Annotated in this window: 22 protein-coding genes and 2 pseudogenes; 10 read left to right on the forward strand and 14 right to left on the reverse strand. The window is 68.4% G+C overall.

What is annotated here, in order from left to right; genetic code table 11:
• Position 1 precedes the first annotated feature (1 nt).
• Positions 2 to 256 carry a hypothetical protein gene (locus GEM_RS30740; protein ID WP_014900854.1) on the forward strand — a complete coding sequence of 85 codons (255 nt, stop codon included), beginning with the start codon at positions 2 to 4 and terminating at the stop codon, positions 254 to 256.
• Here the strand turns inward: GEM_RS30740 and GEM_RS28255 are convergent.
• Positions 215 to 1,420 carry an MFS transporter gene (locus GEM_RS28255; protein WP_014900855.1) on the reverse strand — a complete coding sequence of 402 codons (1,206 nt, stop codon included), beginning with the start codon at positions 1,418 to 1,420 and terminating at the stop codon, positions 215 to 217. The two genes, GEM_RS30740 and GEM_RS28255, sit on opposite strands and share 42 nt — an antisense overlap.
• Positions 1,421 to 1,685: 265 nt before the next feature.
• Here GEM_RS28255 and GEM_RS28260 point away from each other — a divergent pair, with 265 nt between their 5' ends.
• Positions 1,686 to 2,165: a GNAT family N-acetyltransferase gene (locus tag GEM_RS28260; protein ID WP_014900856.1), complete on the forward strand. Its 480-nt coding sequence runs from the start codon at positions 1,686 to 1,688 to the stop codon at positions 2,163 to 2,165.
• 193 nt (positions 2,166 to 2,358) lie between these two features.
• Here GEM_RS28260 and GEM_RS28265 read toward each other — a convergent pair whose 3' ends face one another.
• On the reverse strand, positions 2,359 to 5,403 hold the full coding sequence (locus GEM_RS28265; RefSeq protein ID WP_014900857.1) for a heavy metal translocating P-type ATPase: 3,045 nt from the start codon (positions 5,401 to 5,403) through the stop codon (positions 2,359 to 2,361).
• Between the two features lie 586 nt (positions 5,404 to 5,989).
• On the opposite strand from GEM_RS28265, the gene GEM_RS28270 reads away from it, so the two are divergent.
• On the forward strand, positions 5,990 to 7,426 hold the full coding sequence (locus GEM_RS28270) for a DUF1254 domain-containing protein (RefSeq protein WP_014900858.1): 1,437 nt from the start codon (positions 5,990 to 5,992) through the stop codon (positions 7,424 to 7,426).
• A gap of 152 nt (positions 7,427 to 7,578) precedes the next feature.
• Positions 7,579 to 11,355, forward strand: a complete 3,777-nt coding sequence (locus GEM_RS28275; protein ID WP_014900859.1) for a DUF748 domain-containing protein — start codon at positions 7,579 to 7,581, stop codon at positions 11,353 to 11,355.
• Between the two features lie 68 nt (positions 11,356 to 11,423).
• On the opposite strand, the gene GEM_RS28280 is transcribed toward GEM_RS28275, so the two are convergent.
• The gene (locus GEM_RS28280; RefSeq protein WP_014900860.1) at positions 11,424 to 11,645 is read right to left on the reverse strand and encodes a hypothetical protein; all 222 of its coding nucleotides are present in this window, start codon (positions 11,643 to 11,645) and stop codon (positions 11,424 to 11,426) included.
• 251 nt (positions 11,646 to 11,896) lie between these two features.
• Here GEM_RS28280 and GEM_RS28285 point away from each other — a divergent pair, with 251 nt between their 5' ends.
• Together GEM_RS28285 and GEM_RS28290 are read left to right on the forward strand one after the other, a co-directional pair.
• Positions 11,897 to 13,573: an alkaline phosphatase family protein gene (locus GEM_RS28285; protein WP_014900861.1), complete on the forward strand. Its 1,677-nt coding sequence runs from the start codon at positions 11,897 to 11,899 to the stop codon at positions 13,571 to 13,573.
• A 161-nt stretch (positions 13,574 to 13,734) separates the two neighbouring features.
• A complete protein-coding gene (locus GEM_RS28290; protein WP_014900862.1) occupies positions 13,735 to 13,929 on the forward strand; it encodes a YqaE/Pmp3 family membrane protein in 195 nt (64 codons plus the stop codon).
• Positions 13,930 to 14,045: 116 nt separating this feature from the next.
• Here the strand turns inward: GEM_RS28290 and GEM_RS28295 are convergent, their stop codons facing one another.
• From GEM_RS28295 to GEM_RS28305, 3 genes are read right to left on the reverse strand one after another with little or no spacing between them, the layout of a single operon-like run.
• Positions 14,046 to 14,225 carry a hypothetical protein gene (locus tag GEM_RS28295; protein ID WP_014900863.1) on the reverse strand — a complete coding sequence of 60 codons (180 nt, stop codon included), beginning with the start codon at positions 14,223 to 14,225 and terminating at the stop codon, positions 14,046 to 14,048.
• Positions 14,197 to 15,204: a cytochrome d ubiquinol oxidase subunit II gene (cydB, locus tag GEM_RS28300; RefSeq protein ID WP_014900864.1), complete on the reverse strand. Its 1,008-nt coding sequence runs from the start codon at positions 15,202 to 15,204 to the stop codon at positions 14,197 to 14,199. Before cydB ends, GEM_RS28295 begins: the two co-directional genes overlap by 29 nt.
• Positions 15,205 to 15,233: 29 nt before the next feature.
• On the reverse strand, positions 15,234 to 16,646 hold the full coding sequence (locus tag GEM_RS28305; protein ID WP_014900865.1) for a cytochrome ubiquinol oxidase subunit I: 1,413 nt from the start codon (positions 16,644 to 16,646) through the stop codon (positions 15,234 to 15,236).
• Positions 16,647 to 17,163: 517 nt separating this feature from the next.
• On the opposite strand from GEM_RS28305, the gene ltaE reads away from it, so the two are divergent.
• Positions 17,164 to 18,177: a low-specificity L-threonine aldolase gene (gene ltaE / locus GEM_RS28310; protein WP_014900866.1), complete on the forward strand. Its 1,014-nt coding sequence runs from the start codon at positions 17,164 to 17,166 to the stop codon at positions 18,175 to 18,177.
• A 105-nt stretch (positions 18,178 to 18,282) separates the two neighbouring features.
• On the opposite strand, the gene GEM_RS28315 is transcribed toward ltaE, so the two are convergent.
• Together GEM_RS28315 and GEM_RS28320 are read right to left on the reverse strand one after the other, a co-directional pair.
• The gene (locus GEM_RS28315; RefSeq protein ID WP_014900867.1) at positions 18,283 to 18,495 is read right to left on the reverse strand and encodes a DUF1059 domain-containing protein; all 213 of its coding nucleotides are present in this window, start codon (positions 18,493 to 18,495) and stop codon (positions 18,283 to 18,285) included.
• 152 nt (positions 18,496 to 18,647) lie between these two features.
• The gene (locus tag GEM_RS28320; RefSeq protein WP_014900868.1) at positions 18,648 to 19,553 is read right to left on the reverse strand and encodes an HTH-type transcriptional regulator ArgP; all 906 of its coding nucleotides are present in this window, start codon (positions 19,551 to 19,553) and stop codon (positions 18,648 to 18,650) included.
• A 241-nt stretch (positions 19,554 to 19,794) separates the two neighbouring features.
• Between GEM_RS28320 and GEM_RS28325 the strand changes: the two genes are divergently transcribed.
• Both GEM_RS28325 and GEM_RS28330 read left to right on the forward strand, forming a co-directional pair.
• Entirely contained in the window at positions 19,795 to 20,865 is a 1,071-nt protein-coding gene (locus tag GEM_RS28325; protein ID WP_014900869.1) for a rhodanese-like domain-containing protein, read from the forward strand.
• Positions 20,866 to 20,994: 129 nt separating this feature from the next.
• The gene (locus GEM_RS28330) at positions 20,995 to 21,654 is read left to right on the forward strand and encodes a glutathione S-transferase family protein (protein ID WP_014900870.1); all 660 of its coding nucleotides are present in this window, start codon (positions 20,995 to 20,997) and stop codon (positions 21,652 to 21,654) included.
• 127 nt (positions 21,655 to 21,781) lie between these two features.
• Here GEM_RS28330 and GEM_RS28335 read toward each other — a convergent pair whose 3' ends face one another.
• Together GEM_RS28335 and GEM_RS28340 are read right to left on the reverse strand one after the other, a co-directional pair.
• Positions 21,782 to 22,477, reverse strand: a complete 696-nt coding sequence (locus GEM_RS28335) for a phosphatase PAP2 family protein (RefSeq protein ID WP_014900871.1) — start codon at positions 22,475 to 22,477, stop codon at positions 21,782 to 21,784.
• A gap of 428 nt (positions 22,478 to 22,905) precedes the next feature.
• A pseudogene (locus tag GEM_RS28340) lies at positions 22,906 to 23,157 on the reverse strand (MFS transporter); the annotation flags it as partial.
• Between GEM_RS28340 and GEM_RS28345 the strand changes: the two are divergent.
• Positions 23,157 to 23,459 (forward strand): annotated as a pseudogene (locus GEM_RS28345) (LysR substrate-binding domain-containing protein); the annotation flags it as partial. The pseudogenes GEM_RS28340 and GEM_RS28345 sit on opposite strands and share 1 nt — an antisense overlap.
• Positions 23,460 to 23,476: 17 nt before the next feature.
• On the opposite strand, the gene GEM_RS28350 reads toward GEM_RS28345, so the two are convergent.
• The 4 genes from GEM_RS28350 to GEM_RS28365 form a co-directional block, all read right to left on the reverse strand.
• Positions 23,477 to 24,115 carry a 2-hydroxychromene-2-carboxylate isomerase gene (locus GEM_RS28350; protein ID WP_014900874.1) on the reverse strand — a complete coding sequence of 213 codons (639 nt, stop codon included), beginning with the start codon at positions 24,113 to 24,115 and terminating at the stop codon, positions 23,477 to 23,479.
• 224 nt (positions 24,116 to 24,339) lie between these two features.
• Complete coding sequence (locus tag GEM_RS28355; RefSeq protein ID WP_014900875.1) at positions 24,340 to 24,816, reverse strand: SRPBCC family protein; 477 nt, start codon at positions 24,814 to 24,816, stop codon at positions 24,340 to 24,342.
• Between the two features lie 119 nt (positions 24,817 to 24,935).
• The gene (locus GEM_RS28360) at positions 24,936 to 25,421 is read right to left on the reverse strand and encodes an SRPBCC family protein (RefSeq protein ID WP_014900876.1); all 486 of its coding nucleotides are present in this window, start codon (positions 25,419 to 25,421) and stop codon (positions 24,936 to 24,938) included.
• A complete protein-coding gene (locus GEM_RS28365; protein ID WP_014900877.1) occupies positions 25,384 to 25,761 on the reverse strand; it encodes an ArsR/SmtB family transcription factor in 378 nt (125 codons plus the stop codon). Before GEM_RS28365 ends, GEM_RS28360 begins: the two co-directional genes overlap by 38 nt.
• Positions 25,762 to 25,773: the final 12 nt, after the last annotated feature.

Consider the following 25,773-nt stretch of genomic DNA (forward strand, 5'->3'; position numbering starts at 1 on the left):
CATGAGCTTCATTCTTGCCCTGCTGCAAAAGATCGACGACCTGTTCGTCTCCCCGCACCTGCCGCTCGACGCGGAATATTCGTACGCTGCGCGTCGCGCCGAAGCCGAGCGCCTGCGTCGTTCGAACCTCGCCTGCGTCGTTCGAACCTCGTACCGATCGTCTTGTACCGTCGCTGATTCGCCAATCGGGCGCGGTCAGATCGACTGCGCGGCGTCACGCATCCAGTCCCTTCTGGACGGACCACGACAGCGGTAGCGTCAACAGCAGAATCGCAGCGAGCGAAAGCAGTGCCGCGGGCACGCCAGCAACGTCGCCCAGATGTCCGAACAGGACCGGCGACAGCGCGCCGGCACCGATCGTGCCGGTATAGAACAGCGCAAACGCCTGCTCGCGTTTGCCTTCGCCCGCCAGTTCGGGCACCGCACCGTACAGCACCGACGATGTTCCGTTGAGTGCGAGCCCAAGCAACGGAAGCGCGGTCATCATCGCGAACAGCGGCGCGAATACGACGAGCACGATCAGCAGCGACGTGGCGGATTCGGTGAGCCACACCGTCTTCATCATGCCGATGCGCACGCCCAGATAGCCGCAGAGCAACTTGCCGAACGCGCCGCCGACGAATAGCAGCGCCAGCGCGATGCCGATACCGGCGGTGCCGGCGCCCTTGCTTTTCAGCAGGAACGGCAAGAACGTCAGAAAACCCATCCGCACCGCACTGTCCACGGTTCCGGTCGCGAGCAACGCGCGCAAACCCCAGACCGATCCACGCACGGCAGCAGCCCTCGGTGCTTTGCCGCTCAGCCTGGCAGCCACGCGGTTCGGTGGAATCAGCCACGCAAGCAGGCCGGCCGAAGCGAGGCCGATCAACCCGATCAGCGTGGTGCCCGTGCGCCACGTCGCAACGGCCAGCAGCAGACCGATCGCGCCGGGTATGAGCGTCTTGCCGATATCGCCGGCGAAGTTGTATTGGGAGAGTGCTTCCTTCACGCCGCCGCCCGCGTCATAGGCGTCGCTGACCATCGAGGACGCGAGCGGATGCTGCGTGCTTGCGCCGAGTCCGGCCAGCACCAGCGCGACCATCAGTGTCGCCAGTCCGCCGGCCTGGCCCGCGATCAGGTAAGCGATGCCGGCGACGGCCGTGCCGCCTACCAGCATGGGTTCCCGCCCCCAGCGCCTTGCCGCGCGGCTCGCGAGCAGTTGGAAACCCGCCATCACCCCGGAATAGGATCCACGCAGCAGGCCGATTTGCGCGAAGTTGATCGCAAACTGTGCCTGCCAGATCGGCAGCAGCACATAGATGACGTCCGTCAGGCCGTCATGCACCGCGTGCGCACCGCAGGCGGCCCACAGCGTGCGCCGGCGCGTAGCGTCGGAAGCGTGCGTTTCTCCGACGGAAACTTCGCTATTCAGATCGCTCATCGTTATTGTTCTGCGGAATGCCGGGAGCCGGTCATTTAATCAGAACGCAGCGGGGATGCATAGAGAATGGGCGCCGCGTGACAGGCGATCTGCCGATCCGCGCGGGCGCATCTGCATTGACACGCCGTTCGTCGAAGGCGCGCGCGTCGCCGCCATGCGGAGTCGGCGCGGGGCAGAGGTTTTCTCGATCGGTGTCGCCGCATCGCGCGTCGGTGCGAACGTCCCGCTACACTGGAAATTCGACTTTCCTCGCGACAACCGGGCCATGCTGCAGATGCGGCCGATGACGGCCGGCGAATTTCAGGCATACCGCACGCGCGCCATCGACGGCTACGCGCGCGATCTCGTGTCATCCGGTCAGAACGCGGCCGACGACGCGGAGGGCCGGGCCCGCGCCTGTTTCGACACGCTGCTGCCCGACGGCCTGCTCACCTCCGGCCAGACCCTCGTCCTGCTGATCGACGCCGCCAGCGGCGATACGGTCGGCGACCTCTGGTACGCAATCGTGCCCGAAGGGGCGAACCGCACGCTGTTCATCTACGACCTCGACATCGTCCCGTCCCGGCGCCGCCAGGGCTGGGCCACGCGCGCGCTCGACGCACTCGACGCCGAGGCGCGCCGCCACGGCGTCACGGAGATCGGGCTGTCGGTGTTCAATCACAACGCGGCCGCACGTGCGCTATATCGGGCCTGTGGTTTCGCGCCGATCACGACGACGCTGATCAAGCCGGTCGTCCCGGGCTGAAGCCGTTTGCTCGTGCTTCGCCGTGGCGCGTTCCCGATGCCCCGCCAGCTTCCGCTTGTCTGCGCGGCCCGGCGCCTGCAATTCGTGCCAGCACGTGTGCATGACGGGTTGGCAAGCGCCACGACTTTCCCCATTCCCCATGCGACGAGCGCCGGACGCCCATCGGACGGTCCGGCGCGCGTCGCGGCCCGCATCAGCGTGCGCGGCCTTGCCACCTGCGCAGCAACAACGCGTTCGTCACGACGCTGACGCTGGAGAACGCCATCGCCGCGCCCGCGATCACCGGGTTCAGCCAGCCGAGCGCCGCGAGCGGCACGCCGATCAGGTTGTAGACGAACGCCCAGAACAGGTTCTGCTGGATCTTCCGGTACGTGCGCTTCGAGATGTCGATCGCGTCGGCGACGAGCGCTGGATCGCCACGCATCAGCGTGATGCCGGCCGTATGCATCGCGACGTCGGTGCCGGTCGCCATCGCGATGCCGACGTCGGCCGCGGCAAGCGCGGGCGCGTCGTTGATCCCGTCGCCGACCATCGCGACGATCCCGCCGTGCGTGCGCTTCAGCTCGGCCACCACGCGCGCCTTGTCGTCGGGCAGCACCTGCGCATGCACCTCGCCGATCCCGAGCCCCGCCGCGACGGCCGCCGCGCTGCCGCGGTTGTCGCCCGTCACCAGCACGCTCGCGACGCCGCGCGCCGCCAAGGCCGCGATCGCGTCGCGCGCGCCGAGCTTCACGGTGTCGCCGAACGCGATCAGCGCGAGCAGCACGCGCGGCGCATCGGCACGCATCAACCACGAAATCGTGTTGCCCGCGCGTTCGAGCTGCGCCGCACGCGCGTCGAGCGCGGGCGGCACGACGATGCCGAGTTCGTCGCGCCAGCGCGTGCTGCCGAGCGCGAGAAGCTGCCCGTCGACGCGCGCTTCGACACCGCGTCCGGCGACCGCACGCGCATCGGCTGCGACGATCGCCTCGACCGCCCCACCGGCGCCGCCGCGGGCCATGACGTCCGCAGCGTGCGCGGCGACCACGGCGCGCGCGAGCGGGTGATCGCTGTGCCGCTGGACCGCCGCGGCGAGAGCGAGCGCTTGCTCACGTGGGATGTCGACCGCTTCGAAGGCCGTCACGGACGGCTTGCCTTCGGTCAGCGTGCCGGTCTTGTCGAACGCGATCACGGTCGCGCGCTGCGCGAGCTCAAGTGCTTGCGCGTCCTTGATCAGCACGCCGTGGCGTGCCGCGACGCCGGTGCCGGCCATGATCGCCGCCGGTGTCGCGAGGCCGAGCGCGCACGGGCACGCGATGACGAGCACCGCGACGGCGTTGAGGATCGCCGTTTCGGTGCCGGCGCCGGCGATCAGCCAGCCGATCAGCGTCAGCAAGGCAATCCCGAGGATCGCCGGCACGAACACTTCGCTCACACGATCGACGAGCCGCTGGATCGGCGCTTTTTCCGCCTGTGCGGATTCGACGAGACGGATGATGCGCGCGAGCGTCGTCTCCGCGCCGATCGCGGTGGTTGCGACGACCAGCGCGCCTTCGCCGTTGATCGAGCCGGCCGTGACCGGGTCGCCGTCGTCCTTCGGCACCGGCAGGCTTTCGCCGGTGATCAGCGATTCGTCGACGTGCGAGCGGCCCGACACGATCCGGCCGTCGACGGGCACGCGCTCGCCGGGACGGATGCTGACGGTCGTGCCGACGCGCACCTGCGCGAGCGGCACGTCGCGTTCGACGCCGTGCTCGACGACGCGCGCGCGGTCGGGCCGCAGCGCGTTCAGCGCGCGGATCGCCTCGGTCGTCTGGCGCTTCGCGCGCGCTTCGAGCCACTTGCCGAAGCGCACCAGCGTCACGATGACGGCCGATGCCTCGAAATACAGGTGGCCCGGGTGCGCTGCGTCGCGCAACAGCATCCACAGGCTCAGGCCGAACGCGGCCGACGTGCCGAGCGCGACGAGCAGGTCCATGTTCCCGGCGCGTGCCTTCACCGCATGCCAGGCGGCGCGGTAGAAGCGTGCGCCGAAGCCGAACTGGACGATCGACGCGAGCACGAGCTGCAGCCAGCCGGGCAGCATCGCGTCGATGCCGAACGGCGCGACGAGCATCGGCACGACGAGCGGCGCACTCAGCACGGCCGAGCCGATCACGAGGTTGCGTTCGCGGATCGCTTCGCGGCGCTTGCGGGCGTCGGGGGCCGGTGCCGGGGCGGTGGCGCGGGCGTCCGTGCCGGCGGTGGCACCGGCTTCAGGCGCGGCCGCGAGCGACGCCCGGTAGCCGGCCGTCGTGACCGCCGCGATCAGCGTGGCGGCGTCGAGCGCGCCGGCGCCATGCACCGACGCGCGCTCGGTCGCGAGATTGACCGACGCGCGCGCGACGCCCGGCACGGCGGCGAGCGCCTTTTCGACGCGGCCGGCGCAGGACGCGCAGGTCATCCCGCCGATGTCGAATTCAAACTCGGCGGAAGCGGCCGACGCAGCGGAAGCGGCAGGCGGCGTGACGGCGACCGGCGTCGCGCCATAGCCGGCCTGCTGCACGACTTCAGCCAGTCGCGACGCGGAAACGTCCGGCGCGGCGTCGATGGTCGCGCGCTCGGTGGCCAGGTTGACCGATGCCCGCGTGACGCCGTGCACCTTCGCCAATGCCTTCTCGACGCGCGACACGCACGATGCACAGGTCATCCCGTCGATGTCGAGTTCGATGCTGGCGGCGGTTGCAGGAACTGAAGGGGCAACGGCGTGATCCGATGCGGTCGGCGTTGCGCCATAGCCGGCCTGCTTCACGGCATCCACCAGTTGCGACGCGGAAACGTCCGGCGCCGCATCGACGGTGGCGCGTTCGGTGGCCAGGTTGACCGACGCGCGCGTGACGCCCGGCACCTTCGCCAGCGCCTTCTCGACGCGCGACACGCACGACGCGCAGGTCATCCCGTCGATATCGAGCTCGGTGGTGGCGATGGCCGGCGCGGGCGATGGCTCGGTGTGCCGCGCAGGCGCCGTTTCAACGGCATCGCTTGCCGGCTCGCGCACCGTCGCACGGTAGCCGGCCGCGCCGATCGCGTCGACGAGCTGCGCGGGCTCGACCGCGTCCTGCACGATGGCCGTCGCGGCATGCGCGTCGAGATCGACCGCGGCGTCGACGACGCCCGGCACGGCGGCCAGCGCACGCTGTACGCGGCCCGTGCAGCCGCCGCAATGCATGCCGTCGACGGTCAGTTCGATCGTTTGCACGCCGGCGAGTGGTTCAGTCATGTCGGATTCCCCAAAAGCGCGGTTCGAGCCGCGAATGGTCCCAGTATCAACATTCCCATGATGGGAAGGTCAAGGGGTGGCGACGATGCGACGCAGGGGCGTGTGCACCGGCGCGGGGCTGCCGACGTGTCACCGTGTGCTGGGGCCCGAGACGGCCGAGATCCGGCGTCCGGCCGCAAAACCGGGCAAGCGCACATGCGACGACGACCGACGGCTCATGCGCAGAGCTTGGCGCTCGCGAGACGATTCAGGCTGACACCCTGTTCGTTTGCCATAACGAATGGCGTCAATAGTGACACCACAAGTCAATCCGGACGGAAGCATGACGGCAACCCGCTTGTGCGGGGCAATATCGACCGAATTGTCGGGCCACGCGCCGGAGCCGCGTCGGGATTGCCGACGACCCAGCTACCGCTCCACCCGTTATTCGGCATATTGGGGGATGCCCTTAGGCGCTATGATACCGCCCTGACATCAGCGCCCGCCGTGGCGAAGCGGCGACAGGGCAGGCTGGGGTGCCTTGCTTTCACCGCTCGCGAGTCGAACAAGGCGTTGACTGAAAAGAACGATATTCGGCCAGTTATCAATGATTGAAAACCTACGAGAATCAATTTCTCCGCGGCGCGCAGGCGCGTCGCTGGCCATTGCGGCGCTGCTGGCGGGATGCGCGTCGCAACCGGACGCGATCCAGCGGAAAACCGGCTGGATGCGCGCCGAAGTGGCCGACTCCTATGTCTATGCGTATCCGCTCGTGCTGATGGACGTCGCGAAGGAAGCCGCGACGGGGGGCGACGGCGCGCAGCCGGGCCAGGCGCCGCTCAACACGCTGCGTCATGCGCAGGCGCTGCCGCCCGTCGGCGCGCTCAACCCGCCGCTGCCGGGCGTCGACACGCTCGACTCGACCGGCTGGCTCGACGTCGGCGCCGAGCCGGTGATCGTCACGCTGCCCGACACCCGTGGCCGCTACTGGGACGCACGCGCGCTCGACATGTGGACGAACGTGCTGTGGTCGTCGTCGAGCGTGGCGGCCCGTGGCGCACGCGGCGCTGCGCGATCGCAAACGATTGCCTTTGCCGCGAAGGACTGGCAGGGCACGCTGCCGACGGGCGCAGTGCGCATCGACGTGCCGTCGGCCAACGCGTGGCTCGAGGTGCGGCTGCAGACGAGCGGCGGCCGCGACCTCACGAACGTGAAGAAACAGCAGCGCGCGATCCGCGTGGTGCCGCTGTCCGTCTATACGGGCAGCGCGCGCGGCGCGTCGGTCGCGGTCCATGCGGGCAGCGCGCCGCTGGAAGCCGCAAGCGGCGGCACGCCGGCCGAGCAGGTCGCCGCGCTCGACCCGAAGGCGTTCTTCGCACGCTTTGCACAGGCGCTGCAGGACAACCCGGCGCCCGCCGACGACGCGCATGCGCAGGAACTGCTGAACGACATCGGCGTGTCGGCCGGCTACCCCGTGCTGTGGACGGGCGACCGCCTGACCGCCGCGACGGCCGGCGTCGCCGAAGCGCGCGCGCGGCTCGTGGCGCCGCCGCCGAACCTGCTGAACGCGAACGGCTGGAGCTGGATCGGCGACACGGCCGGCAAGTACGGTCAGGACTACACGCTGCGCGCGTACGCGGCCTACACGCAGTTCGGCACCGCGACGCGTGACGACGAGACGCTCGCGCTCGTGCGCGTCGACAGCGACGGTCATCCGCTGAACGGCGCGAACCGCTACGTGCTGCACTTCGCGCCGGGCGCCATGCCGCCGGTGCGCGGGTTCTGGACCCTTACACCGTACACGACGGACGGCGCGCTGCCCGACGTCGGCTCGGCGCGCCGCTCGCTCGGCGACCGCGACCGGCTGCGCCGCAACCACGACGGCTCGATCGACGTGGTCGTGTCGGCATCGCCGGGCGGCACGCACGCGGCCAACTGGCTGCCGGCGCCGCGCACCGATTTCGCGCTCGCGCTGCGCCTCTACGCACCGAAGCCGCAGGCGAGCGACGGATCGTGGATGCCGCCCGTCGTCGTCCGGAAATGAACGGATAGCGGTTGCCGCTGTCCGATCGGCGGGCGCGCCGGCCGCGCCCGGACGCCGTTCCGTCACCACCTGAGCCTATACTTTCGGGATAGTGTGCGCGGCCGTGCCGGTTTTCCGGTGCGGCCCGGCATCCATTCCCGAGGCATCCAAGCATGGCAAGCGCAGACAAAGAAACCGTAACCTCGACCCTCCATGCCCTCGGCGGCGTTGCACGCTCGCGCCGGACCCGGCGTATCGGCCTCGGCGTGCTGATCTTCCTCGTTTTATTCGGACTGCTCGGATTCTTCGCCGCGCCGCCGCTGATCCGTCACATCGCCGAACAGCAACTGAGCCAGCAGCTCGGCCGGCCGTCCACGGTCCGGCGCATTGCGCTGAACCCGTACACGCTGAACCTCGAAGCCGACGGCGTGCACGTCGGCGAGCGCGGCGGCCAGGGCGATTTCATCGACATCGGCAAGCTCGTCGTGAGGCCGTCGTGGTCGTCGCTGTTCCGCGGCGCGCCGATCGTCAACGAAGTGCGCGTCGATTCGCCGCGCTTTCATATCGTCCGCTACGACGCGCAGCGCTTCAACTTCACCGACCTGATCGAGAAGTTCTCGACGCCGTCGAAGCCGGGCAGCAAGTCGACCCCGTTCTCGGTGTCGAACATCCAGGTCAACGACGGCCGGATCGATTTCGACGATCGTCTGCTGAACGAACAGCACGTGGTCGACAACTGGACGCTCGGCATCCCGTTCATCGCGACGCTGCCGTCGAAGACCGATATCTTCGTGCAGCCGAAGCTGCGCGCGCGATTCGACGGCAGCCCGATCGCGATCGACGGCAAGACCAAGCCGTTCGCGCAGTCGCGCGAGTCGGAAGTCGCGCTGAAGTTCGACCGGCTCGACGTGCCGAAGCTGATTTCGTACGCGCCGACGAAGCTGCCGGTGATCGTCACGAGCGGCCTCCTGAGCAGCGACCTCAAGCTGAACTTCGTGATGAGCGGCGACACGCCGGTGCTGCGCGTGTCGGGCACCGTCGACCTGAACGACGCGAAGGTGACCGGCCGGGCGTCCGAGCCGCTGTTCGCCGCGCGCGGCGTACACGTCGCGGCGGCCAGCCTCGAGCCGCTGCGCAACGCGCTGCATTTCGACGAGATCCGGATCGACCAGCCGGTCGTCGACCTGTCGCGCGACAAGCAGGGCGTGTTGAACGTCGAGACGCTCGCCGGCCAGCCGGCAGCCGCGCCGAAGGCCGCCGCGGGCGAGCCGGCTGCGTCGGGCACCGCCGCATCAAGCGCCGCGGTCGCCGCGGCAAGCGGTGCGAAGGCCGACGTCGCCGCGAAGGAGGCGCCGCCGCTCGACCTGACGATCCGCCATTTCGCGATCGACGGCGGCACGATCAACGTCGACGACCGCGTGCCGGCGACGCCGACCACGATGTCGCTGACGAAGCTCGCCGCGACGCTCGACGGATTCACGCTGCAGGGCAAGACGCCGACGAAGTACACGCTGTCGATGTCGCTGTCGCGCGGCGGCGACGTGAAGGCCGAAGGCGCGTTCGACTTGGCCGCGAAGCAGGCGGACACGAAGCTGATGCTCGACGCGCTCGCGCTGCCGGCGCTGCAGCCGTACCTCGGCGAGGCGACCCGTGCGCGCGTGCTCGACGGCACGCTCGGCGCGGCCATCAACGCGAAGGCCGACTGGGGCAAGACGCCGTTCGACGCGCAGGTCGCCGACAGCACGGTGAGCCTGAAGTCGCTGAAGCTCGCGACGCCGGACGCGAAGGCGCCCGCGATCGTGCTGCCCGACGCGAGCGCGAAGATCGTGAAGGTCGACGTGGCCGCGCGCACCGCGGAAATCTCGAGCGTCGACGTGACCGGACTCGGTCTCGACGTGCAGCGTCTGAAGGACGGCAAGATCGACCTCGCGGCACTGGCCGAACCCGCGCAGGCGGCGGTGCCCAAGCGCACGGTCGCGCGCAAGGCCGAGGCGGCCGCGCCGTCGTGGCATTACCGGATCGACGCGCTGAACGTGAAGGACGCGTCCGCGAACTTCACGGATCTGTCGACGCCGCACCCGGTGAAGCTCGCGATCAAGCCGCTCGACCTGTCGGTTCAGAAGCTCAGCGACGACCTGACGAAGCCGCTGCCGGTGCAGCTGAAGGCGACGCTGAACCGCAAGGGCTCGCTGAACGTATCGGGCGACGTGACCGCACAGCCGCTGAAGCTCGGCCTGAAGATCAACGGCAACCGCCTCGACGCGGCCGCGTTCGAGCCGTACTTCGGCAGCGCGCTGAACGCGACCATCGCGAGCGCGCTGCTCAACGCGCAGGGCAACCTGACGTTCGCGCAGGTGAAGGACACGCCGCGCGCGACCTATCGCGGCGACGTCGCGCTGGTCGACGTGCGGATGCTCGACAAGGCGACGTCCGACCCGTTCGCGGGCTGGCGCTCGCTCGCGCTGTCGAACCTGAAGGTGAACTACGACGAGAAGGGCACCGACGTCGATGCCACGCGCGTGACGTTCTCGAACTTCTACGGTCGCGTGCTGCTCGATGCGCAGGGGCGGCTGAACCTGAAGGATGTCGTCGCGAAGGAGACGGGCCCCGCGCAGTCGCTGACGCGCGACGCGAGCAAGACCGAACCGGTGCCGCTGTCGCCGGGCGTGACGCCGCCGGCTGCCGCCCGGGCCGCTTCGGCCCCGGCCGCCGCGTCGGCGACGGTCGTCGTGAAGGCCGCGCCGCCGCCGCAGAGTCCGGTGCGCATGCATTTCGGCGAGCTCCTGCTGCAGAGCGGCCGCGTGACCTACACCGACAACTTCATCAAGCCGAACTACACGGCGAACCTGGTCGCGATCAAGGGCACGGTCGGCGCGTTCGGCACGGACTCGACGACGTCCGCGCCGGTCGACGTCGCCGCGAACCTTGCAGGCAACGGGCCGATCTCGATCCAGGGCTCGGTGAACCCGCTGATCGAGAAACCGGCGCTGGACCTCACGGCAACCGCGCACGACATCGAGCTGACCAACCTGACGCCGTATTCGGCGAAGTACGCCGGCTACCCGATCACGAAGGGCAAGCTCAACGTCGACCTGCATTACCAGCTCGCGAACGACCAGTTGCAGGCGAACAACCACATCTTCATCGACCAGCTCACCTTTGGCGATCACGTCGACAACGACACGGCGACCAAGCTGCCGGTGAAGCTCGCGATCTCGCTGCTGAAGAACACGCGCGGCCAGATCGACGTGAACCTGCCGGTGTCCGGCTCGCTGTCGAATCCGGAGTTCAGCATCGGCGGGCTGATCTGGCACGCGGTGCTGAACCTGATCGCGAAGGCCGTCACGTCGCCGTTCACGCTGCTCGCGAATGCGTTCGGCGGCAGCGGCGGCGAGGATCTCGGCTACGTCGAGTTCGCGCCGGGCACGTACGAACTGACCGACGCGCAGCAGAAGAAGCTCGACACCGTCGTGAAGATGCTGACCGAGAAGCCGTCGATCCGGCTCGACCTGATCGGCCGCGTCGATCCGGCGAAGGACACGCCGGGGCTGCGCGATGCATACGTCGAACGGCTGGTTCGCCAGCAGAAGCTGAAGGACGTGGTCGGCCAGGGCGAGAGCATCGATCCGATGTCGGTGAAGGTCGAACCGGCCGAGTACACCAAGTACCTGACGCGTGCGTACAAGGACGCCGACTTCAAGAAGCCGCGCAACCTGATCGGCCTGCAGAAGACGTTGCCCGATGCGGACATGAAGAAGGCGCTCGCCGATCACGCGCCGGCCGACGACAACGCGCTGCGCGCGCTCGCGCAGCAGCGCGCGCAGGCCGTGCGCCAGTACCTCGACGGCAAGATCGATTCGAGCCGCATGTTCGTCGTGGCGCCGAAGCTCGATGCGAAGGGCATCGAGGACAAGGGCGCGACGACGCGCGTCGACTTCGGCCTGCAGTAAGCCGCGTTACGCCATCATCCGCCGCCGCCGCGTCCGACCGGCAATCGGGCGCGGCGGCGCGCTTCCTTTCAGCGCACGGCGATCACCGGTTCGCGCTTGTCCAGTTCCTTCCTCGCGGCCAGCGGCAGGCGGGCATCGTCCCACTGCGCGAGCCACTCGATTTCCTTCGCGGTGAATACCTGGCCGTAGTTGCGCAACGCGTACTGCAGCGCGTCGACGACGTGGTGGCGAATGATTTCGGGGGTACGTGCATCGTCCAGCACGAACCGGAGAGCTTCCAGGGTCGACATACTCGTGCTCCGGGTCAGGGAAAACCCTTTATCACACGCCAATAGTCGAACGCCAACCCCGAAAAAAAACCGGCTGCATGCACGTGCGGCCGGGAACACGACACATTGCGACCGGGTGATGTCGTTTGCGATTCGTTACGTTTGACAGAGTATCGAAAGCCTCGCTTCATGCGACCGCCCCACGATGCGGCGATATTTTGCGCGCCTGTTGGCAAGTCATGCGGTTCAACGTCAATCGATGAGGTGGGGTGATGATTTCCAGGTTCGTTAAGCAACGGAAGATGGCGGCGATGGTGGCGGGCGCGCTGGCGCTCGCAAGCGTGGGCGCCTACGCGGCGCAGCAGGATGGCAACAGTCAGGGCAACGACGCCGGCCACGGCCGGCGCGTCGCGAAGCACGTGCTGCTGATCAGCGTCGACGGCCTGCACGAGCAGGATCTCGCGCGCTGCATCGGCGCGAATACGTGCCCGAACATCGCGGTGCTCGCGCAAAGCGGCGTCACGTACACGAACGCGTACACGCCCGGCCTGTCGGACTCGTTCCCGGGCCTCGCGGCGCTCGTGACGGGCGGCTCGCCGAAGACGGCCGGCCTGTTCTACGACGTGTCGTACGACCGCAACCTGTACGCGCCGAGCGACACGACCTGCTCGGGCAAGCAGGGCTGGAACGTCGTATTCGACGAGACGACCGGCATCGATGCGCAGAACGGCGGCGCGCTCGTGCACCTCGACGGCGGCGGCGCATTCAACCCGCAGGCGATTCCGCATGCACTCGTGAACGGTCAGTGCGTGTCGGTGTATCCGCACAACTACGTGAAGACCAACACGGTGTTCGAGGCCGTGAAGGCCGGCGTGCCGAACGCGTACACCGCGTGGGCCGACAAGCATGCGTGGGGCTACGACTGGCTGAACGGCCCGTCGGGCACCGGCGTCGACGATCTGATGCGTACCGAGATCAACTCGATCGACCCGGCGACGAACACCGACTACACCGACGTCTATTCGCACACCGCGCGCTTCGACAACCTGCACGTGCAGGCGCTGATCAACCAGATCGACGGCCGCGATTCGACGGGCACGAAGAACGCGCCGGTGCCGACGCTGTTCGGCGGCAACTTCCAGACGCTCAGCGTCGCGCAGAAGGCGGCGGTCGCGAAGGGCGGCGGCTACCTCGATGCGAACTTCACGCCGAACGGGCAGGTCGCGAACGCGATCACCTACGTCGACAATTCGATCGGCCGTATCGTCGCGGAGCTGAAGCAGCGCAACCTGTACACGTCGACGGCCGTGATCGTCACGGCGAAGCACGGCCAGTCGCCGACCGATCGCACGAAGCTCGTGAAGAACGGCGACACGCTGACGAAGCTGCTCGAAGCGAACAACTACGTCGACCCGAACGGCAACTTCGGCCAGAACAACACGACGACGGGCAACCTGAACGACGGTTCGGGCCTGGTCGGCACGGGCTTCGTGCAGACCGACGACGTCGGCCTGATCTGGTTGCGCGACCGTAGCCAGCGCACGGCCGTGGTGCAGACGCTGAAGGCGAACCTCGGCTGCAACGCGCCGGGGATCTGCGCGGACGGTTCGCAGGCATACATCCTGTACGGCGCCGCGCTGGCCGAGCGGTTCGGCGATCCGGCCAACGGCCGCACGCCGGACATCATCGTCCAGCCGAATCCGGGCGTGATCTACACGTCAAGCACGAAGAAGGACGAGGAGCACGGCGGCAACGCGCCGGACGACAGCCACCTCGGCCTGCTCGTGTCGTACCCGGGCCTGCATCGCGCGCGTACCGTGAGCGATACCGTCGGCACGAAGCAGGTCGCGCCGACGATCCTCGGGCTGCTCGGCGCCGAACCGAAGCTGCTGCACGCGGTCGTGGCCGAGCACACGCACGTGCTGCCGGGTCTCGGTCTCGGCAACTGAGCATCGGGGACGGGGCAGTGCCCGCGTCATCCCGCGGGCGCGGCGGGCGGCGCCGGGCGGCTGACGGTGCCGCGCTGCCGGTGCACGGCTTGAATTCGGGCGCGTGCACCGGCATATTCGTCACGCATCACCCGTTCAACGACGCACCGAGAGGATCGTTCATGCGCCTGCTGCTTGCCCTGCTGTTGCCGTGGTTCCAGTTCTTCACGATCGGCCGCCCGATCGCGGGGATCATCTGCCTGATCCTGCAGCTCACGATCATCGGCTGGCTGCCGGCCGCGATCTGGTCGGTATATGCGCTGAGCCAGTACAAGACCGATCGCAAGATCGAAGCGGCGCTGCGCGAGCGGCGGTAGGCGGGGGGGAAGGGGGCGCCGCCGCGTATCGGGTGCAACCGGCGTAATCGGTTGAATCACCCGACCATACGGAAACGGCCGCCCCGATCGTCGTTCGATCGAAGCGGCCGGTCGGCTTACTTCACCGCAAACAGCGTCAGGTTCATGAAGATCTTGAACGCATAGCCGAGCGTGACGGCGCCGAGCACGCCGCCCGCCCACAGGACGACGAACCACATCCAGCCGCGCATCCGCGGCCGCGGCGCGTCGGGTTGGCGAGCGGTGGAATCAGTGGTGGTAGTAATGCTGGTCTTCATGGCGCACCTTGCCTCGGAATACCCAGTAACCCATCGTCGTGTAGGCGATGATGATCGGGAGGATAACCGCTGCGCCGACCAGCGTGAAGGTCTGGCTCGAGCGCGGCGCGGCCGCTTCCCAGATCGTCATCGTCTGAGGAATCGCATACGGGAACAGCGTGACGAGCAGGCCGACGTAGCCGAGCAGCACCAGCGCCAGCGCCAGCACGAACGGCGTCATGTCGTGCCGGTCGCGCACCGCGCGGCGCATCCACACCGCGCACCCGGCGACCAGGAACGGCACCGGCAGCAGGCGCCAGAACAGCCCCGAATCGAACCAGCGCTGTGCGATGGCCGGATCCTGCAGCGGCGTCCACAGGCTGATGACCGCGATGAAGCCGAGCAGCACGATCGTCAGCGGCCACACGACGCGATGCAGGCGGCGCTGCAGGTCGCCTTCCGTCTTCGCGACGAGCCAGCAACAGCCGAGCAGCGCGTACGTGACGATCAGGCCGAGGCCCGTCAGCAGGCTGAACGGCGTGAGCCAGTCGAATGCGTCGCCCGCGAACACGCCGTCCTTCACGTTGATGCCTTGCAGGAACGCGCCGAGCGCGATCCCCTGGAACAGCGTCGCGCCGGCCGAGCCGCCGATGAACGCGAGATCCCACAGCTGCTTCGTGCGCCGCGCCTTCGCGCGGATCTCGAACGACACGCCGCGAAAGATCAGGCACACCAGCATGAAGATCAGCGGCAGGTACAGCGCCGACAGCACCGTCGAATAGACGATCGGGAACACCGCGAACAGCCCGGCGCCGCCGAGCACGAGCCACGTTTCGTTGCCGTCCCACACCGGCGCGACGGTGTTCATCATCAGGTCGCGTTCCTTCTCGTCCGGGAAGAACGGGAAGACGATGCCGATGCCGAGGTCGAAGCCGTCGAGCACGACGTACATGAAGAGCCCCAATGCGATGATCGCGGCCCAGATTACGGTGACGTCCATAGGTTTTCTCGTTTGCGGATGGGGTGGGCTCAGACGGTCTCGATCAGTTCGTCGACGGCCGACATCGGGCGGCGCGCGGTGTGATCGGGGCGGGTGTCGGGCATGTCGTCGTGCTTTGCGTCGGGCAGCGCCGGGCCGGCCTTCATCAGCTTCAGCATGTAGTACACGCCGGTGCCGAACACGAGGAAGTACACGATCACGAACGTCATCATCGACAGGCTGACCTGCTGGACCGACAGCGGCGACACGGCCTGCGCGGTGCGCTTCACGCCGTACACGACCCACGGCTGGCGGCCCGCTTCGGTCGTCACCCAGCCCGCGAGCAGCGACACGAAACCGGTCGGGCCCATCACGAGCGCGAAGCGCTGGAACCACTTCGATTCATACAGGCGGCCGCGGCGGCGCAGCAGCCATGCGAGCGCGGCCAGACCGATCATCGCGAAGCCCAGGCCGACCATGATCCGGAAGCTCCAGAACACGATCGTCGAGTTCGGGCGGTCTTCAGGCGGGAAGTCCTTCAGCCCGCGGATCTCGCCGTCCCAGCTGTGCGTGAGGATCAGGCTGCCGAGGTGCGGCACCTTCACCGCGTAGCGGGTCGTTTCGGCCTTCATGTCCGGAAGGCCGAACAGGTTGAGCGCCGTGCCGCCCTTTTCGGTGTCCCACAGCCCTTCGATCGCGGCGATCTTCGCGGGCTGGTGCTTCAGCGTGTTGATGCCGTGCTGGTCGCCGATCACGGCCTGCAGCGGCGCGAGCACCAGCAGCAGCCACAGCGCCATCGAGAACATCTTCTTCACGCCCTTGTCGCGGCGGCCCTTCAGCAGGTGCCATGCGCCGGTCGCGGCCACCACCAGCGCGGCGACGATGAACGCGGCGATCGCCATGTGGAACAGGCGGTACGGGAACGACGGGTTGAAGATGATCGCGAACCAGTCGGTCGGCACCACGCGGCCGTCGACGATCTCGAAGCCCTGCGGCGTCTGCATCCAGCTGTTCGATGCGAGGATCCAGAACGTCGAGATCAGTGTGCCGATCGCGACCATCAGCGTCGCGCCGAAGTGCGCGCGCGGGCTGACGCGATTCCAGCCGAACAGCATGATGCCGAGGAAGCCGGCTTCGAGGAAGAACGCGGTCATGACCTCGTACATCAGCAGCGGGCCGGTGACGGCGCCGGCGAAGCTCGAGAAGCCCGCCCAGTTCGTGCCGAACTGATAGCTCATCACGACGCCGGAGACGACGCCCATCCCGAACGCGACCGCGAAGATCTTCGACCAGAACAGGCAAAGGGTTTTGTAGTACGGCTTGCCGGTCTTCAGCCAGCGATATTCGAGCACGGCGATGAAGCTGGCGAGGCCGATGCTCAGCGCCGGGAAGACGATGTGAAACGAGACGGTGAACGCGAATTGCAGGCGGGCCAGATCGAGGGCCGAAATTGCGGTGTCCATACCAGTTGACCGAGGCTGACGATACCCGCCGGCGGGGTGCCGGCGGACCCCGGCCGACGGGCATCGGGGTTGGCTGGAGTATGGATCGCGATGTTGCGCCGCGAAATGTGCCAACTCGTCGCAGATGTCCAGCCCGCCGCGCGCGTTTTCGGGATAAATCGTTGATTCGTATCAAGAACGCGGTTCGCGCCGGATGCGGCCGCGGCGTGGCGGTCTGCCGCACGTGCGGCAATATGGCGCGTCGCATCATCGGAACGATGCGGCAGGTGCGCAGGTGCCGGGCGCTCGCGGGCGCGGCCGATCTGTTGCGATGCTTTGGCGTGTAACGCATGACGGCGTGCCGGCGGGGCCGAAGCGCACCGGCCCCGGCCCGGGCGTGCGTCGCCGGCGTGCGATTGCGCCACCGCTGCGCGGCGCGATCCGTCGGCAAGCGCTACGCGAATTGCGTACACTCTGAGTCTCGTTTCGGCAGGGCCGGGCGCGTCGGTTCCGGTCCGCGTTTACTCAGGGCACGAAGATGATCGATTTACGCAGCGATACCGTGACACGTCCGAGCCAGGCGATGCTGGCCGCGATGACTGGTGCCGAAGTCGGCGATGACGTATGGGGCGACGACCCGACCGTGCTGCGCCTGCAGGCGATTACGGCCGAGCGGGCGGGCCAGGAGGCCGGTCTGTTCTTCCCGAGCGGCACGCAGAGCAACCTGGCCGCGCTGATGGCCCATTGCGAACGCGGCGACGAATACATCGTCGGCCAGCTCGCGCACACCTACAAGTACGAAGGCGGCGGCGCCGCCGTGCTCGGCAGCATCCAGCCGCAGCCGATCGAGAACGCGCCCGACGGCACGCTGCCGCTCGCGAAGATCGCCGCGGCGATCAAGCCGCTCGACAACCACTTCGCCCGCACGCGCCTGCTCGCGCTCGAAAACACGATCGGCGGCCAGGTGTTGCCGGAAGGCTATGTGCAGGAAGCCGTCGCGTTCGCGCGCAGCCGCGGGCTGGCCGCGCACCTCGACGGCGCGCGCGCGTGCAATGCGGCCGTCGCGTCGGGCCGTTCGATCGCCGAGCTGTGCGCGCCGTTCGATACCGTGTCGATCTGCTTCTCGAAAGGGCTCGGCGCACCGGTCGGCTCGGTGCTGGTCGGCAACCGCGCGCTGGTCGAGCGCGCGCAGCGCTGGCGCAAGGTGCTGGGCGGCGGGATGCGGCAGTCGGGCATCCTCGCGGCAGCCTGCCTGTATGCGCTCGACCATAACGTCGAGCGGCTCGCCGACGATCACGCGAACGCCGGGCGTCTCGCGGAAGGCCTCGCGCGCATCGAGTCGGTGAAGGTGCTGTCGCACGCGACGAACATGGTGTTTGCCCAATTCCCCGAAGCCGATTGCGCGCCGCTCGAGGCGTGGCTCAAGGAGCGCGGGATCCTCACGCAGATGCTGTACGCGTCGCGCTTCGTCACGCACTGCGACGTGTCGCGCGCGGACATCGAGACCTTCATCGACGCGGTGGGGGCGTATTTCGCGCAGCGCCGCACGTAACGTGGAATGCGCCCGCCGGCGGGGGCGCCGGCGCGGCGTGGCGCGAAGCAGGGAGAGGAGGGGTGAGGCTGCAACCCGTCGGCCGACATCCGGCGTGCCGGCGGATTACGCCTGGCGCGGCATGTCGACGGGCGGCGTGCCGTCGCGGAACAGCGCTTTCAGTTGCGTGCGCAGTTCGGCGCTGTCGGTGTGCTGGTGCACCGAGACCGCATGTTGCACGGCGGCTTCCAGCAGTTCGTTGTCGGAGTCGGCGGAAATCGCGACCGAGCAGTGCATCGCGCTGGGAAACTCGCGGCAATCGATATAGCGGCGGGACATGATGTTCTCCTCACAGGAAAGGGAACGGCCGGACTTGCGAGATCGGCCGCGCGGCGCGTTCGCGAGGCCGATGAAAAAAGTATAGGTGGCGCGGCGGGGTTGCTCGCCGCCATGCGTACCGCGCCGCGCCGGCGGTGTCGATCACCTGCTCGTCACGGTAGCGGCGCGAGCAACCGGCGCGCCGCTTCGACGACCCGCGCGGACAGCGACGCCATCGTCGGCGACTGCACGGTCCACGCATGCCAGTACAGCGCGACGTCGGTCGGATGCACGGGGGCGAGATCGACGAGCCCCTGCGCGTCGAGCGGCGCGCCGCCGATCAGCGGCTCCGGCACCATCGCGTAGCCGAGCCCGTGCCGCACCGCCGCGAAATGCGCGTGCGTGCCCGGCACGTAATGGCACGGGTACGCGCCTTCGGGCAACCCGAACTTCTCCTTCAGGAATGCGGACTGCAGCGTGTCGCGCCGCGAATACGCGACGACGGGCGCAGCGCGCGCGCTGGTGCGATTCAGGCCGCGCGGAAACCAGCGCACCGCGAACGCGGCGGTCGCGAGCAGCCGGTAGCGCATCGTGCCGAGCGGCGTCGCAACGCAGCCGCGCATCGGCTTCGGCTCGGTCGTCACGCAGCCGACGGCCATCCCGCTTTCGAGCAGCGCGAACGTATGGTCCTGATCCTCGACGATCAGCTCGAACAGGATGCGCTCGCCCGCGAGCACGGACGTCAGCGCGGGCAGGAACCAGGTGCCGAGACTGTCGGAGTTCAGCGCGATCGTGACCGAGATCGGCGATTCGCGCTCGGTCGCGAGCGTGCTTTGCAGGTCGGCCTGCAGCAGCGCGACGCGGCGCAGGTGCTGCAGCACGCGTTGTCCGGCCACCGTCGGCCGGCACGGCCGCGTGCGCAGCACGAGTGGCGTGCCGAGGCTCGCCTCCAGCGCGCGGACCCGCTGCGTGACGGCGGACGCGGTCACGTGCAGGCGCACGGCGGCCTGCTCGAAGCTGCCGGTGTCGGCGACGGCCAGCAGCGCGGCGGCCTGCTTCGGATCGATCGTCATCGACATGTCGACGCAATTCCTGTGAACGTAAGACGAGAACAGGCGGTAGTGTAAGGCAGTGCGCACGACGGTCCGGGCGCGGCGTAACGTCCCGCCGCGCGCAACGATGCTGCGGCCCGCGCGTTTTGAACTACCCTGTATGAACGCGCGCCCCGCGCGCCGGCGATGCACGCTGGCGGACCGCACAATCAGTACAACCCGCACGACCCGCACAACCGACAGGCACAGGCGACGGAGCAACTTCGCGATGATCTTCCGGCAACTTTTCGACCCGCAATCGTCCACCTACACGTATCTGCTAGCCGATCATGCGTCGCGCGAAGCGCTGCTGATCGATCCCGTGTTCGAGCAGGTGCGGCGCGATGCGGCGTTGCTCGACGAGCTCGGGCTGCGGCTCGTCGCGACCGTCGACACGCACGTGCATGCCGATCACGTGACGGGCGCGTGGCTGCTCAAGCAGCGCACCGGCAGCACGATCGCGATCTCGGCCGCGAGTGGCGCGCAGGGCGCCGACCGCTACCTGGACGACGGCGATCGCTGCAGGTTCGGCGCGCGCTACCTGACCGTGCGTGCGACGCCGGGCCACACGAGCGGCTGCATCAGCCTCGTGCTCGACGACGAATCGATGGCGTTCACCGGCGACTGCCTGCTGATTCGCGGCACCGGCCGCACCGACTTCCAGCAGGGCGATCCGCGTGCGCTGTATCGCGCAGTGCATGGCCGGCTGTTCACGTTGCCGGCGGCATGCCTGCTGTATCCGGCGCACGACTATCGCGGGCTGACGGTGACGAGCGTCGGCGAGGAGCGGCGCTTCAATCCGCGCCTCGGCGGCGATCTCAGCGAAGACGATTTCGCGGGCTACATGCGCAACCTCGGGCTCGCGCATCCGCGCCAGATCGACGTGGCGGTGCCCGCGAACCTGCAGTGCGGGGTGGCCGCGAACGCGCCCGACGCGCAGGCGGTGGCCGACTGGGCACCGCTCGTCTATACGTTCGCCGGGTTCTGGGAGATCGATCCGCAATGGCTCGAGGATCACCTGCCGGCGGTGCAGATCGTCGACGTGCGCGAGCCGGACGAATTCACCGGCCCGCTCGGCCACCTGCCCGGCGCGACGCCGATTCCGCTGGGCGAACTGGCCGCGCGCACCGGCGAGCTCGCGCGCGACCGGCCGATCGTGACCGTGTGCCGCGCCGGCGGCCGCTCCGCGCAGGCAACCGTGATCCTGCTGAAGGCAGGTTTCGCTGCCGTCGCGAATCTCGGCGGCGGAATGCTGCGCTGGCGCGGCGAAGGGCGAGTCGTGAGGGACGGCCGGTCGTAGCGGCGCGATGCCACGCGGCGAAGAAAAAATGCCGGATCGATGTCGAACCGGGCGGGTGCCGTTCGTCGTCAAGGTATCCGATCACGTGGCGCCGCACGACGCGGCGCCGAAACCCCGAGAGACCACGCGATGACGCCGACGCTTTACGCCCATCCCTTTTCGTCCTACTGCCAAAAAGTGCTGACCGCGCTGTACGAGAACGGCACGCCGTTCGAGTATCGCGTGCTCGCACACGACGATCCGAAGCCGATGCAGGAACTGACCGCGCTGTGGCCGCTGAAGCGCTTCCCGGTGCTCGTGGATGCCGGCCGCACCGTGATCGAGGCGACCATCATCGTCGAGTATCTCGGCCTCTACCATCCGGGCCCCGTGCGCTTGCTGCCCGACGATCCGCGCGCGGCGCTGGAAGTGCGGACGATGGATCGTTTCTTCGACAACTACGTGTCGACGCCGCAGCAGAAGGTCGTGTTCGATTCGCTGCGGCCCGAGGGCGAGCGCGATCCGCGCGGCGTCGCCGATGCGCGCGCGATGCTCGAAACGTCGTACGCATGGCTGGACCAAAAGATGGCCGATCGCGAATGGGCGGCCGGCGACCGGTTCAGCCTCGCCGACTGCGGCGCGGCGCCATTCCTGTTCTACGCGGACTGGACGCACCGGATCGATCCGTCGTTTGCGAACGTGATCGCGTATCGCAAGCGGCTGCTTGCGCGGCCGTCGTTCGCGCGTGCGGTGGACGAGGCGCGGCCGTATCGTTCGTTCTTTCCACTCGGCGCGCCCGATCGCGACTGACGTGCGCGGCCGAGGCCGCCGCGGCGGCGACGATCGACGTGGCAAGGCGCGACGCTGCCGCGCAGGGCCGGCAGCGCGTGCCCGGGCGTCGTGACGTCAGTAGTGGATGCATCGCGGCGCCGTCCCGTTACATCGTCGTATGCTTGACCGACTGCGCAAGCGTCAGCAGTTCGTCGAACTGCGTGATCAGCTCGAAGCACAGCAGGAACGCGAGCGTATAGGCCGGCGCGGGGAAGCGCCGGATCGCGTCCAGCACCTGTGGTGCGAAGCGCGAGCGAATGGCATCGCGCGTCAGCAGCCACGCGATCGCGATGCCGATCGCCGCGCCGGCGATCAGGTCGGTCGGGTAGTGATAACCGAGATACGCGCGCGGCACGCAGATGAACACGACCGCATACAGCAGCGCGAGTACGCCGGCGCGGCGCGCGATGATGAAGATCCCCGTCGCGATCGCCATCCACAGCATCGCGTGATCGCTCGGGAACGAGCTCCATGCCTGCAGCGTGGCCGCGCGCAATTCCTCGGACGGGAAGTGCAGGTGCAGGTCGGGGTTGTAGATCGGCCGCACGCGGAACGGCAGGACTTTCGCGAGCAACCGGCCGAATGCGAGCGCGACGAGCCCGCTCGCGACCGTCGCGATGATCAGCTCGCGCTGCCGTTCGCGTTCCGGTCCCGGCTGGAACCACAGCCAGCACAGCACGGGGATGAGGATGAAGCCCTTGAACGTATAGAGGCCCGCGATCACGCGGATCGCGTGGTTCATCAGCGGGCTGAACGTGATGTGGGTCAGGAAGATCTGGATCGAGGTGTCGAAATTGTTCATGTTCTGCGATCCCGGCGGACGCGCAACGCATGACATGCGGCCGACCAGGATCAGAAAGCGCGCTCGCACCCGAGCGCAACGGGGGGCAAGTATGTCATCCGTAATTTCGAAGAAAATGGGAAAAAATACCGGGAATCCCCTGAGAAAACGCGCTTGTATGACGGGGCCGGATTGGAGAAGGCCGTACGGCGCGCGCGTGCGGAATGATCCGATGATTGCGCCCGGGGCCCGGGGCCGGGCGGAAAAATAATCGGGTGAACTGGCTAATTTCGCGAGGCATGGCGGACATTGCATCGGATGCGCGAATGCAGTCTGTCTGTCGCATGAATCTGCCGTGCTGCGCCGGGCCGCACAGCACCGATCGAAAATAAAAGAAAAGGCGGGCAAGCCCGGTGGCCCTGCCCGCCCCGCCATCGCGCTGCCGGAAATTACCGGTGCCAGATGCGCACGGCCAGCGCAGCCAGCGACGTTGTCACTGCCAGCACGATCACCGCATTCCAGTCCAGTTGCGCGAGCAACGAACTGCCGAGCGCGGCACCGGCCGCCATCCCGAGGAACATGCCGACAAACAGCACCGCGTTGAGGCGGCTGCGCGACGCGGGATCGATCCGGTAGACGATCGCCTGGTGCGCGATCAGCGAGGCCTGCACGCCGGGATCGAAGCCGATCGCGCGCGCCGACGCACGCCGTCACGGGCGACACGCGACGCATCGCGATCCGTCCGCGCATCACGACCGAGAACCTGTACGCGCTGCGCAGCGCGGCGCTGCTCGGCGTCGGCGCGTGCGTCGGTTCATCCTGGCTGCTGGCGGACAACCTCGCGCGCGGCGAGCTGGTGCATCTCGCGCCCGACTGGCAGGCCGCGCCGCTGCCGGTCTGCCTGACCTATCCGAACGCGCAGTTCTATCCGTCGCGGCTCGTGCGCTTCGTCGCGATGATGCGCGAGGCCGTGCCGCCGCTCGTCGACGGGCTCGACACGTAAGCGCCGGGGCGCGGCTTTCAGCCGCGCCGGATGCCTTCGGGCAGCGCGCTGATGCGGCGTACTTCGGGCGAGTCGAGCCATGCGCGGGACGTCGCGCAATCGACGAACATGTCGGTCGCGTCGTCGCCCCAGAACAGGTCGCCATCGAGTTCGAAGGTCGGCACGCCGAACACGCCGTGCGCGATCGCGCAGTCGGTGTTCGCGCGCAGTGCGTCCTTGACCGGCTGCGCATCGACAGCCGTCACGCCTTCGGGAAAGCCGACCGCCTCGCACAGCGCGGCGAAGCCGTCCGGCGTCGACACGTCCTGGCCGTCGCGCCAGATGTGCCGGAAGATCCGCTGGATCGCGTCGCGCGAGCCGCCCATCGCGATCGCGAGGCGCAGCGGCCGGATCGGGTTGAACGGATGCGCGGGCGGCATCCGGAACGCAATGCCGAGCTGGTCCGCGCGGTATTGCGCGTGGCGATAGGTGAAGATGCGCTTCGTCGCGATCTCGGCCGGCGCTTTCTGGCCCCAGTGCGTGAGCAGCGCGCCGAGCACGATCGGCTTCGGCTCGAACGCCGCGGCAGGCGGCAAGCGATCGAACCGTTCCTGCTGCAGGTAGGCGAACGGCGAAACGAAATCGAAATACCAGGTAGCGGTGCGCGCGGCGTTCATCACGTGAGTCTCCTCGTGCGGATGCGGAAGGGCGCGTGCGGGCCAGGGACCGGCGAGCGAGGCACGCGGGGGCGGGCCAGTGTCGCACGCGGCGGCGTTTCGCGCTTGCGGGCCGCGCCAACGCGGGCGATCCCATGCCGGACGGGCGGTGCGCCATCCGCCGGCCGGTGCGGCCGTTGCGGCGGCCGACGGGGGCGCGCCACCGCGCAAGACCCGCGCGCCAGCTAGCCCGCTTCGACCAGCGCCGCGAGCCTGGCGAGCGCCATGCGCCAGCCGGTCTCGTTGTCGGCGGCCGGCACGCCCGGCGGCACGCCATCGTGCACCGCATCGACGCGCGTGCCGCCTGCTTCGTCGGACAGCGTGATCGTGATCGTCATCGCACCGCGCAGCATTGGATCGTCGGTTTCGAACACGTCGATTTCGACGATCCGCTCGTCGGGTACGAGCGTCACGAAGCGGCCGTGATAGGTGTCGGTGTGCGCGGTGGTCTTGCCGGCGCCGGCTGACGGTTCGTCGTAGCTCAGCGACACGCGCAGCGCGCCGCCTTCACGCGCGTCGTACGCGTGCACGCGGCACGTCATGCCGTCGGGCACCTTCCATTGTTCGACTGCTTGCGGGTCGAGCAGCGCACGATAGACGCGCCCGCGCGGGGCGTTCAGGTGCCGGCTGACCCGGGTCGAATGCGTGTGCATGTGCAGCATGTCGCCTCCCGCGGAGCGCGCGCGACGGTGCACGCCGGATGCCGGCGTGTCGTCATGCTTCCTTCAGGAATCCTAGGCGCGTGCGCGACGGCATGCAACGACCGCGCATGCGTCCGGATTCAGCGCAACGCGGCCGCGAATTCGTCGAGCTGGGTGATGCAGATGTTCCAGCCCTCGAAGAAGCCGAGTGCCTCGTGGCGCTCGCGTGTCGCAGCGTCGGGATGCATCACGCGCGCATCGTAGCGGCAGCCCGCGCCGTCGTCGGCCATCGTGATGATGGCCGTGAAGCCCAGCCACGGCACCTGCGGCCGCCAGCCGCCCGCGAGCATCGACGTGAAGGCGATCCGCGCTTCGGGCACGATCTCGAGGAAACAACCGGGGTTGTCGCTCGTGCCGCCGTCGGGGCCGCGCATGAACGTGTGGAAGGCGCCGCCCGGGCGCAGGTCGAACGCGCGCACTTCGGTGGTCCACGGTTTCGGGCACCACCATTGCTTCAGCAGTTCGGGGTCGGTCCAGGCGCGCCAGAGCGCCTGGCGCGGTGCGCGCAGCGTGCGCGTGATGACGAGGTCAAGGGCTTCGACGGGTTCGACGTGGCTTGCTGACATGGGCTTGCTCCTCCAGGTGGCGGCGTTCGACGAATTCCACGAGACGATCGGCGCGCGCTTCCCACAGCGCGCGCTGCGCGGCGAGCCACTGTTCGGCCTCCGCCAGCCGGCTGCCGACCAGCTCGCAGGTGCGCGAGCGGCCGGTTTTACGGGTCAGGACGAGGCCGCTGCGCTCGAGCACCGCGACATGCTTCATAAACGACGGCAGCGCCATCTCGAACGGCGCGGCCAGTTCCGAGACGGTCCGCCCGCCGTCGCCGAGCGCGCTGACGATCGCGCAGCGGGTCGGGTCGGCGAGTGCGTGGAAGACGTCGCTGATACCGGGTTGAAAGTTAGCCATGTGGCTAAGTAT

It is taken from the genome of Burkholderia cepacia GG4, assembly GCF_000292915.1.
Classification (GTDB): Bacteria; Pseudomonadota; Gammaproteobacteria; order Burkholderiales; family Burkholderiaceae; genus Burkholderia; species Burkholderia cepacia_D.

Excerpts from the sequence above, each read along its gene's own strand:
- GEM_RS28320 (WP_014900868.1), bottom strand. The coding sequence starts at position 19,553 with ATGTCGATGACGATCGATCCGAAGCAGGCCGCCGCGCTGCTGGCCGTC.
- GEM_RS28305 (WP_014900865.1), bottom strand. The coding sequence starts at position 16,646 with ATGGACACCGCAATTTCGGCCCTCGATCTGGCCCGCCTGCAATTCGCG.
- GEM_RS28275 (WP_014900859.1), top strand. The coding sequence starts at position 7,579 with ATGGCAAGCGCAGACAAAGAAACCGTAACCTCGACCCTCCATGCCCTC.
- GEM_RS28255 (WP_014900855.1), bottom strand. The coding sequence starts at position 1,420 with ATGAGCGATCTGAATAGCGAAGTTTCCGTCGGAGAAACGCACGCTTCC.
- ltaE (WP_014900866.1), top strand. The coding sequence starts at position 17,164 with ATGATCGATTTACGCAGCGATACCGTGACACGTCCGAGCCAGGCGATG.
- GEM_RS28260 (WP_014900856.1), top strand. The coding sequence starts at position 1,686 with ATGCTGCAGATGCGGCCGATGACGGCCGGCGAATTTCAGGCATACCGC.
- GEM_RS28330 (WP_014900870.1), top strand. The coding sequence starts at position 20,995 with ATGACGCCGACGCTTTACGCCCATCCCTTTTCGTCCTACTGCCAAAAA.
- GEM_RS28350 (WP_014900874.1), bottom strand. The coding sequence starts at position 24,115 with ATGAACGCCGCGCGCACCGCTACCTGGTATTTCGATTTCGTTTCGCCG.
- GEM_RS28325 (WP_014900869.1), top strand. The coding sequence starts at position 19,795 with ATGATCTTCCGGCAACTTTTCGACCCGCAATCGTCCACCTACACGTAT.
- GEM_RS28315 (WP_014900867.1), bottom strand. The coding sequence starts at position 18,495 with ATGTCCCGCCGCTATATCGATTGCCGCGAGTTTCCCAGCGCGATGCAC.
- GEM_RS28280 (WP_014900860.1), bottom strand. The coding sequence starts at position 11,645 with ATGTCGACCCTGGAAGCTCTCCGGTTCGTGCTGGACGATGCACGTACC.
- GEM_RS30740 (WP_014900854.1), top strand. The coding sequence starts at position 2 with ATGAGCTTCATTCTTGCCCTGCTGCAAAAGATCGACGACCTGTTCGTC.
- GEM_RS28335 (WP_014900871.1), bottom strand. The coding sequence starts at position 22,477 with ATGAACAATTTCGACACCTCGATCCAGATCTTCCTGACCCACATCACG.
- GEM_RS28360 (WP_014900876.1), bottom strand. The coding sequence starts at position 25,421 with ATGTCAGCAAGCCACGTCGAACCCGTCGAAGCCCTTGACCTCGTCATC.
- GEM_RS28265 (WP_014900857.1), bottom strand. The coding sequence starts at position 5,403 with ATGACTGAACCACTCGCCGGCGTGCAAACGATCGAACTGACCGTCGAC.
- GEM_RS28270 (WP_014900858.1), top strand. The coding sequence starts at position 5,990 with ATGATTGAAAACCTACGAGAATCAATTTCTCCGCGGCGCGCAGGCGCG.
- cydB (WP_014900864.1), bottom strand. The coding sequence starts at position 15,204 with ATGGACGTCACCGTAATCTGGGCCGCGATCATCGCATTGGGGCTCTTC.
- GEM_RS28355 (WP_014900875.1), bottom strand. The coding sequence starts at position 24,816 with ATGCTGCACATGCACACGCATTCGACCCGGGTCAGCCGGCACCTGAAC.
- GEM_RS28365 (WP_014900877.1), bottom strand. The coding sequence starts at position 25,761 with ATGGCTAACTTTCAACCCGGTATCAGCGACGTCTTCCACGCACTCGCC.
- GEM_RS28290 (WP_014900862.1), top strand. The coding sequence starts at position 13,735 with ATGCGCCTGCTGCTTGCCCTGCTGTTGCCGTGGTTCCAGTTCTTCACG.
- GEM_RS28285 (WP_014900861.1), top strand. The coding sequence starts at position 11,897 with ATGATTTCCAGGTTCGTTAAGCAACGGAAGATGGCGGCGATGGTGGCG.
- GEM_RS28295 (WP_014900863.1), bottom strand. The coding sequence starts at position 14,225 with ATGAAGACCAGCATTACTACCACCACTGATTCCACCGCTCGCCAACCC.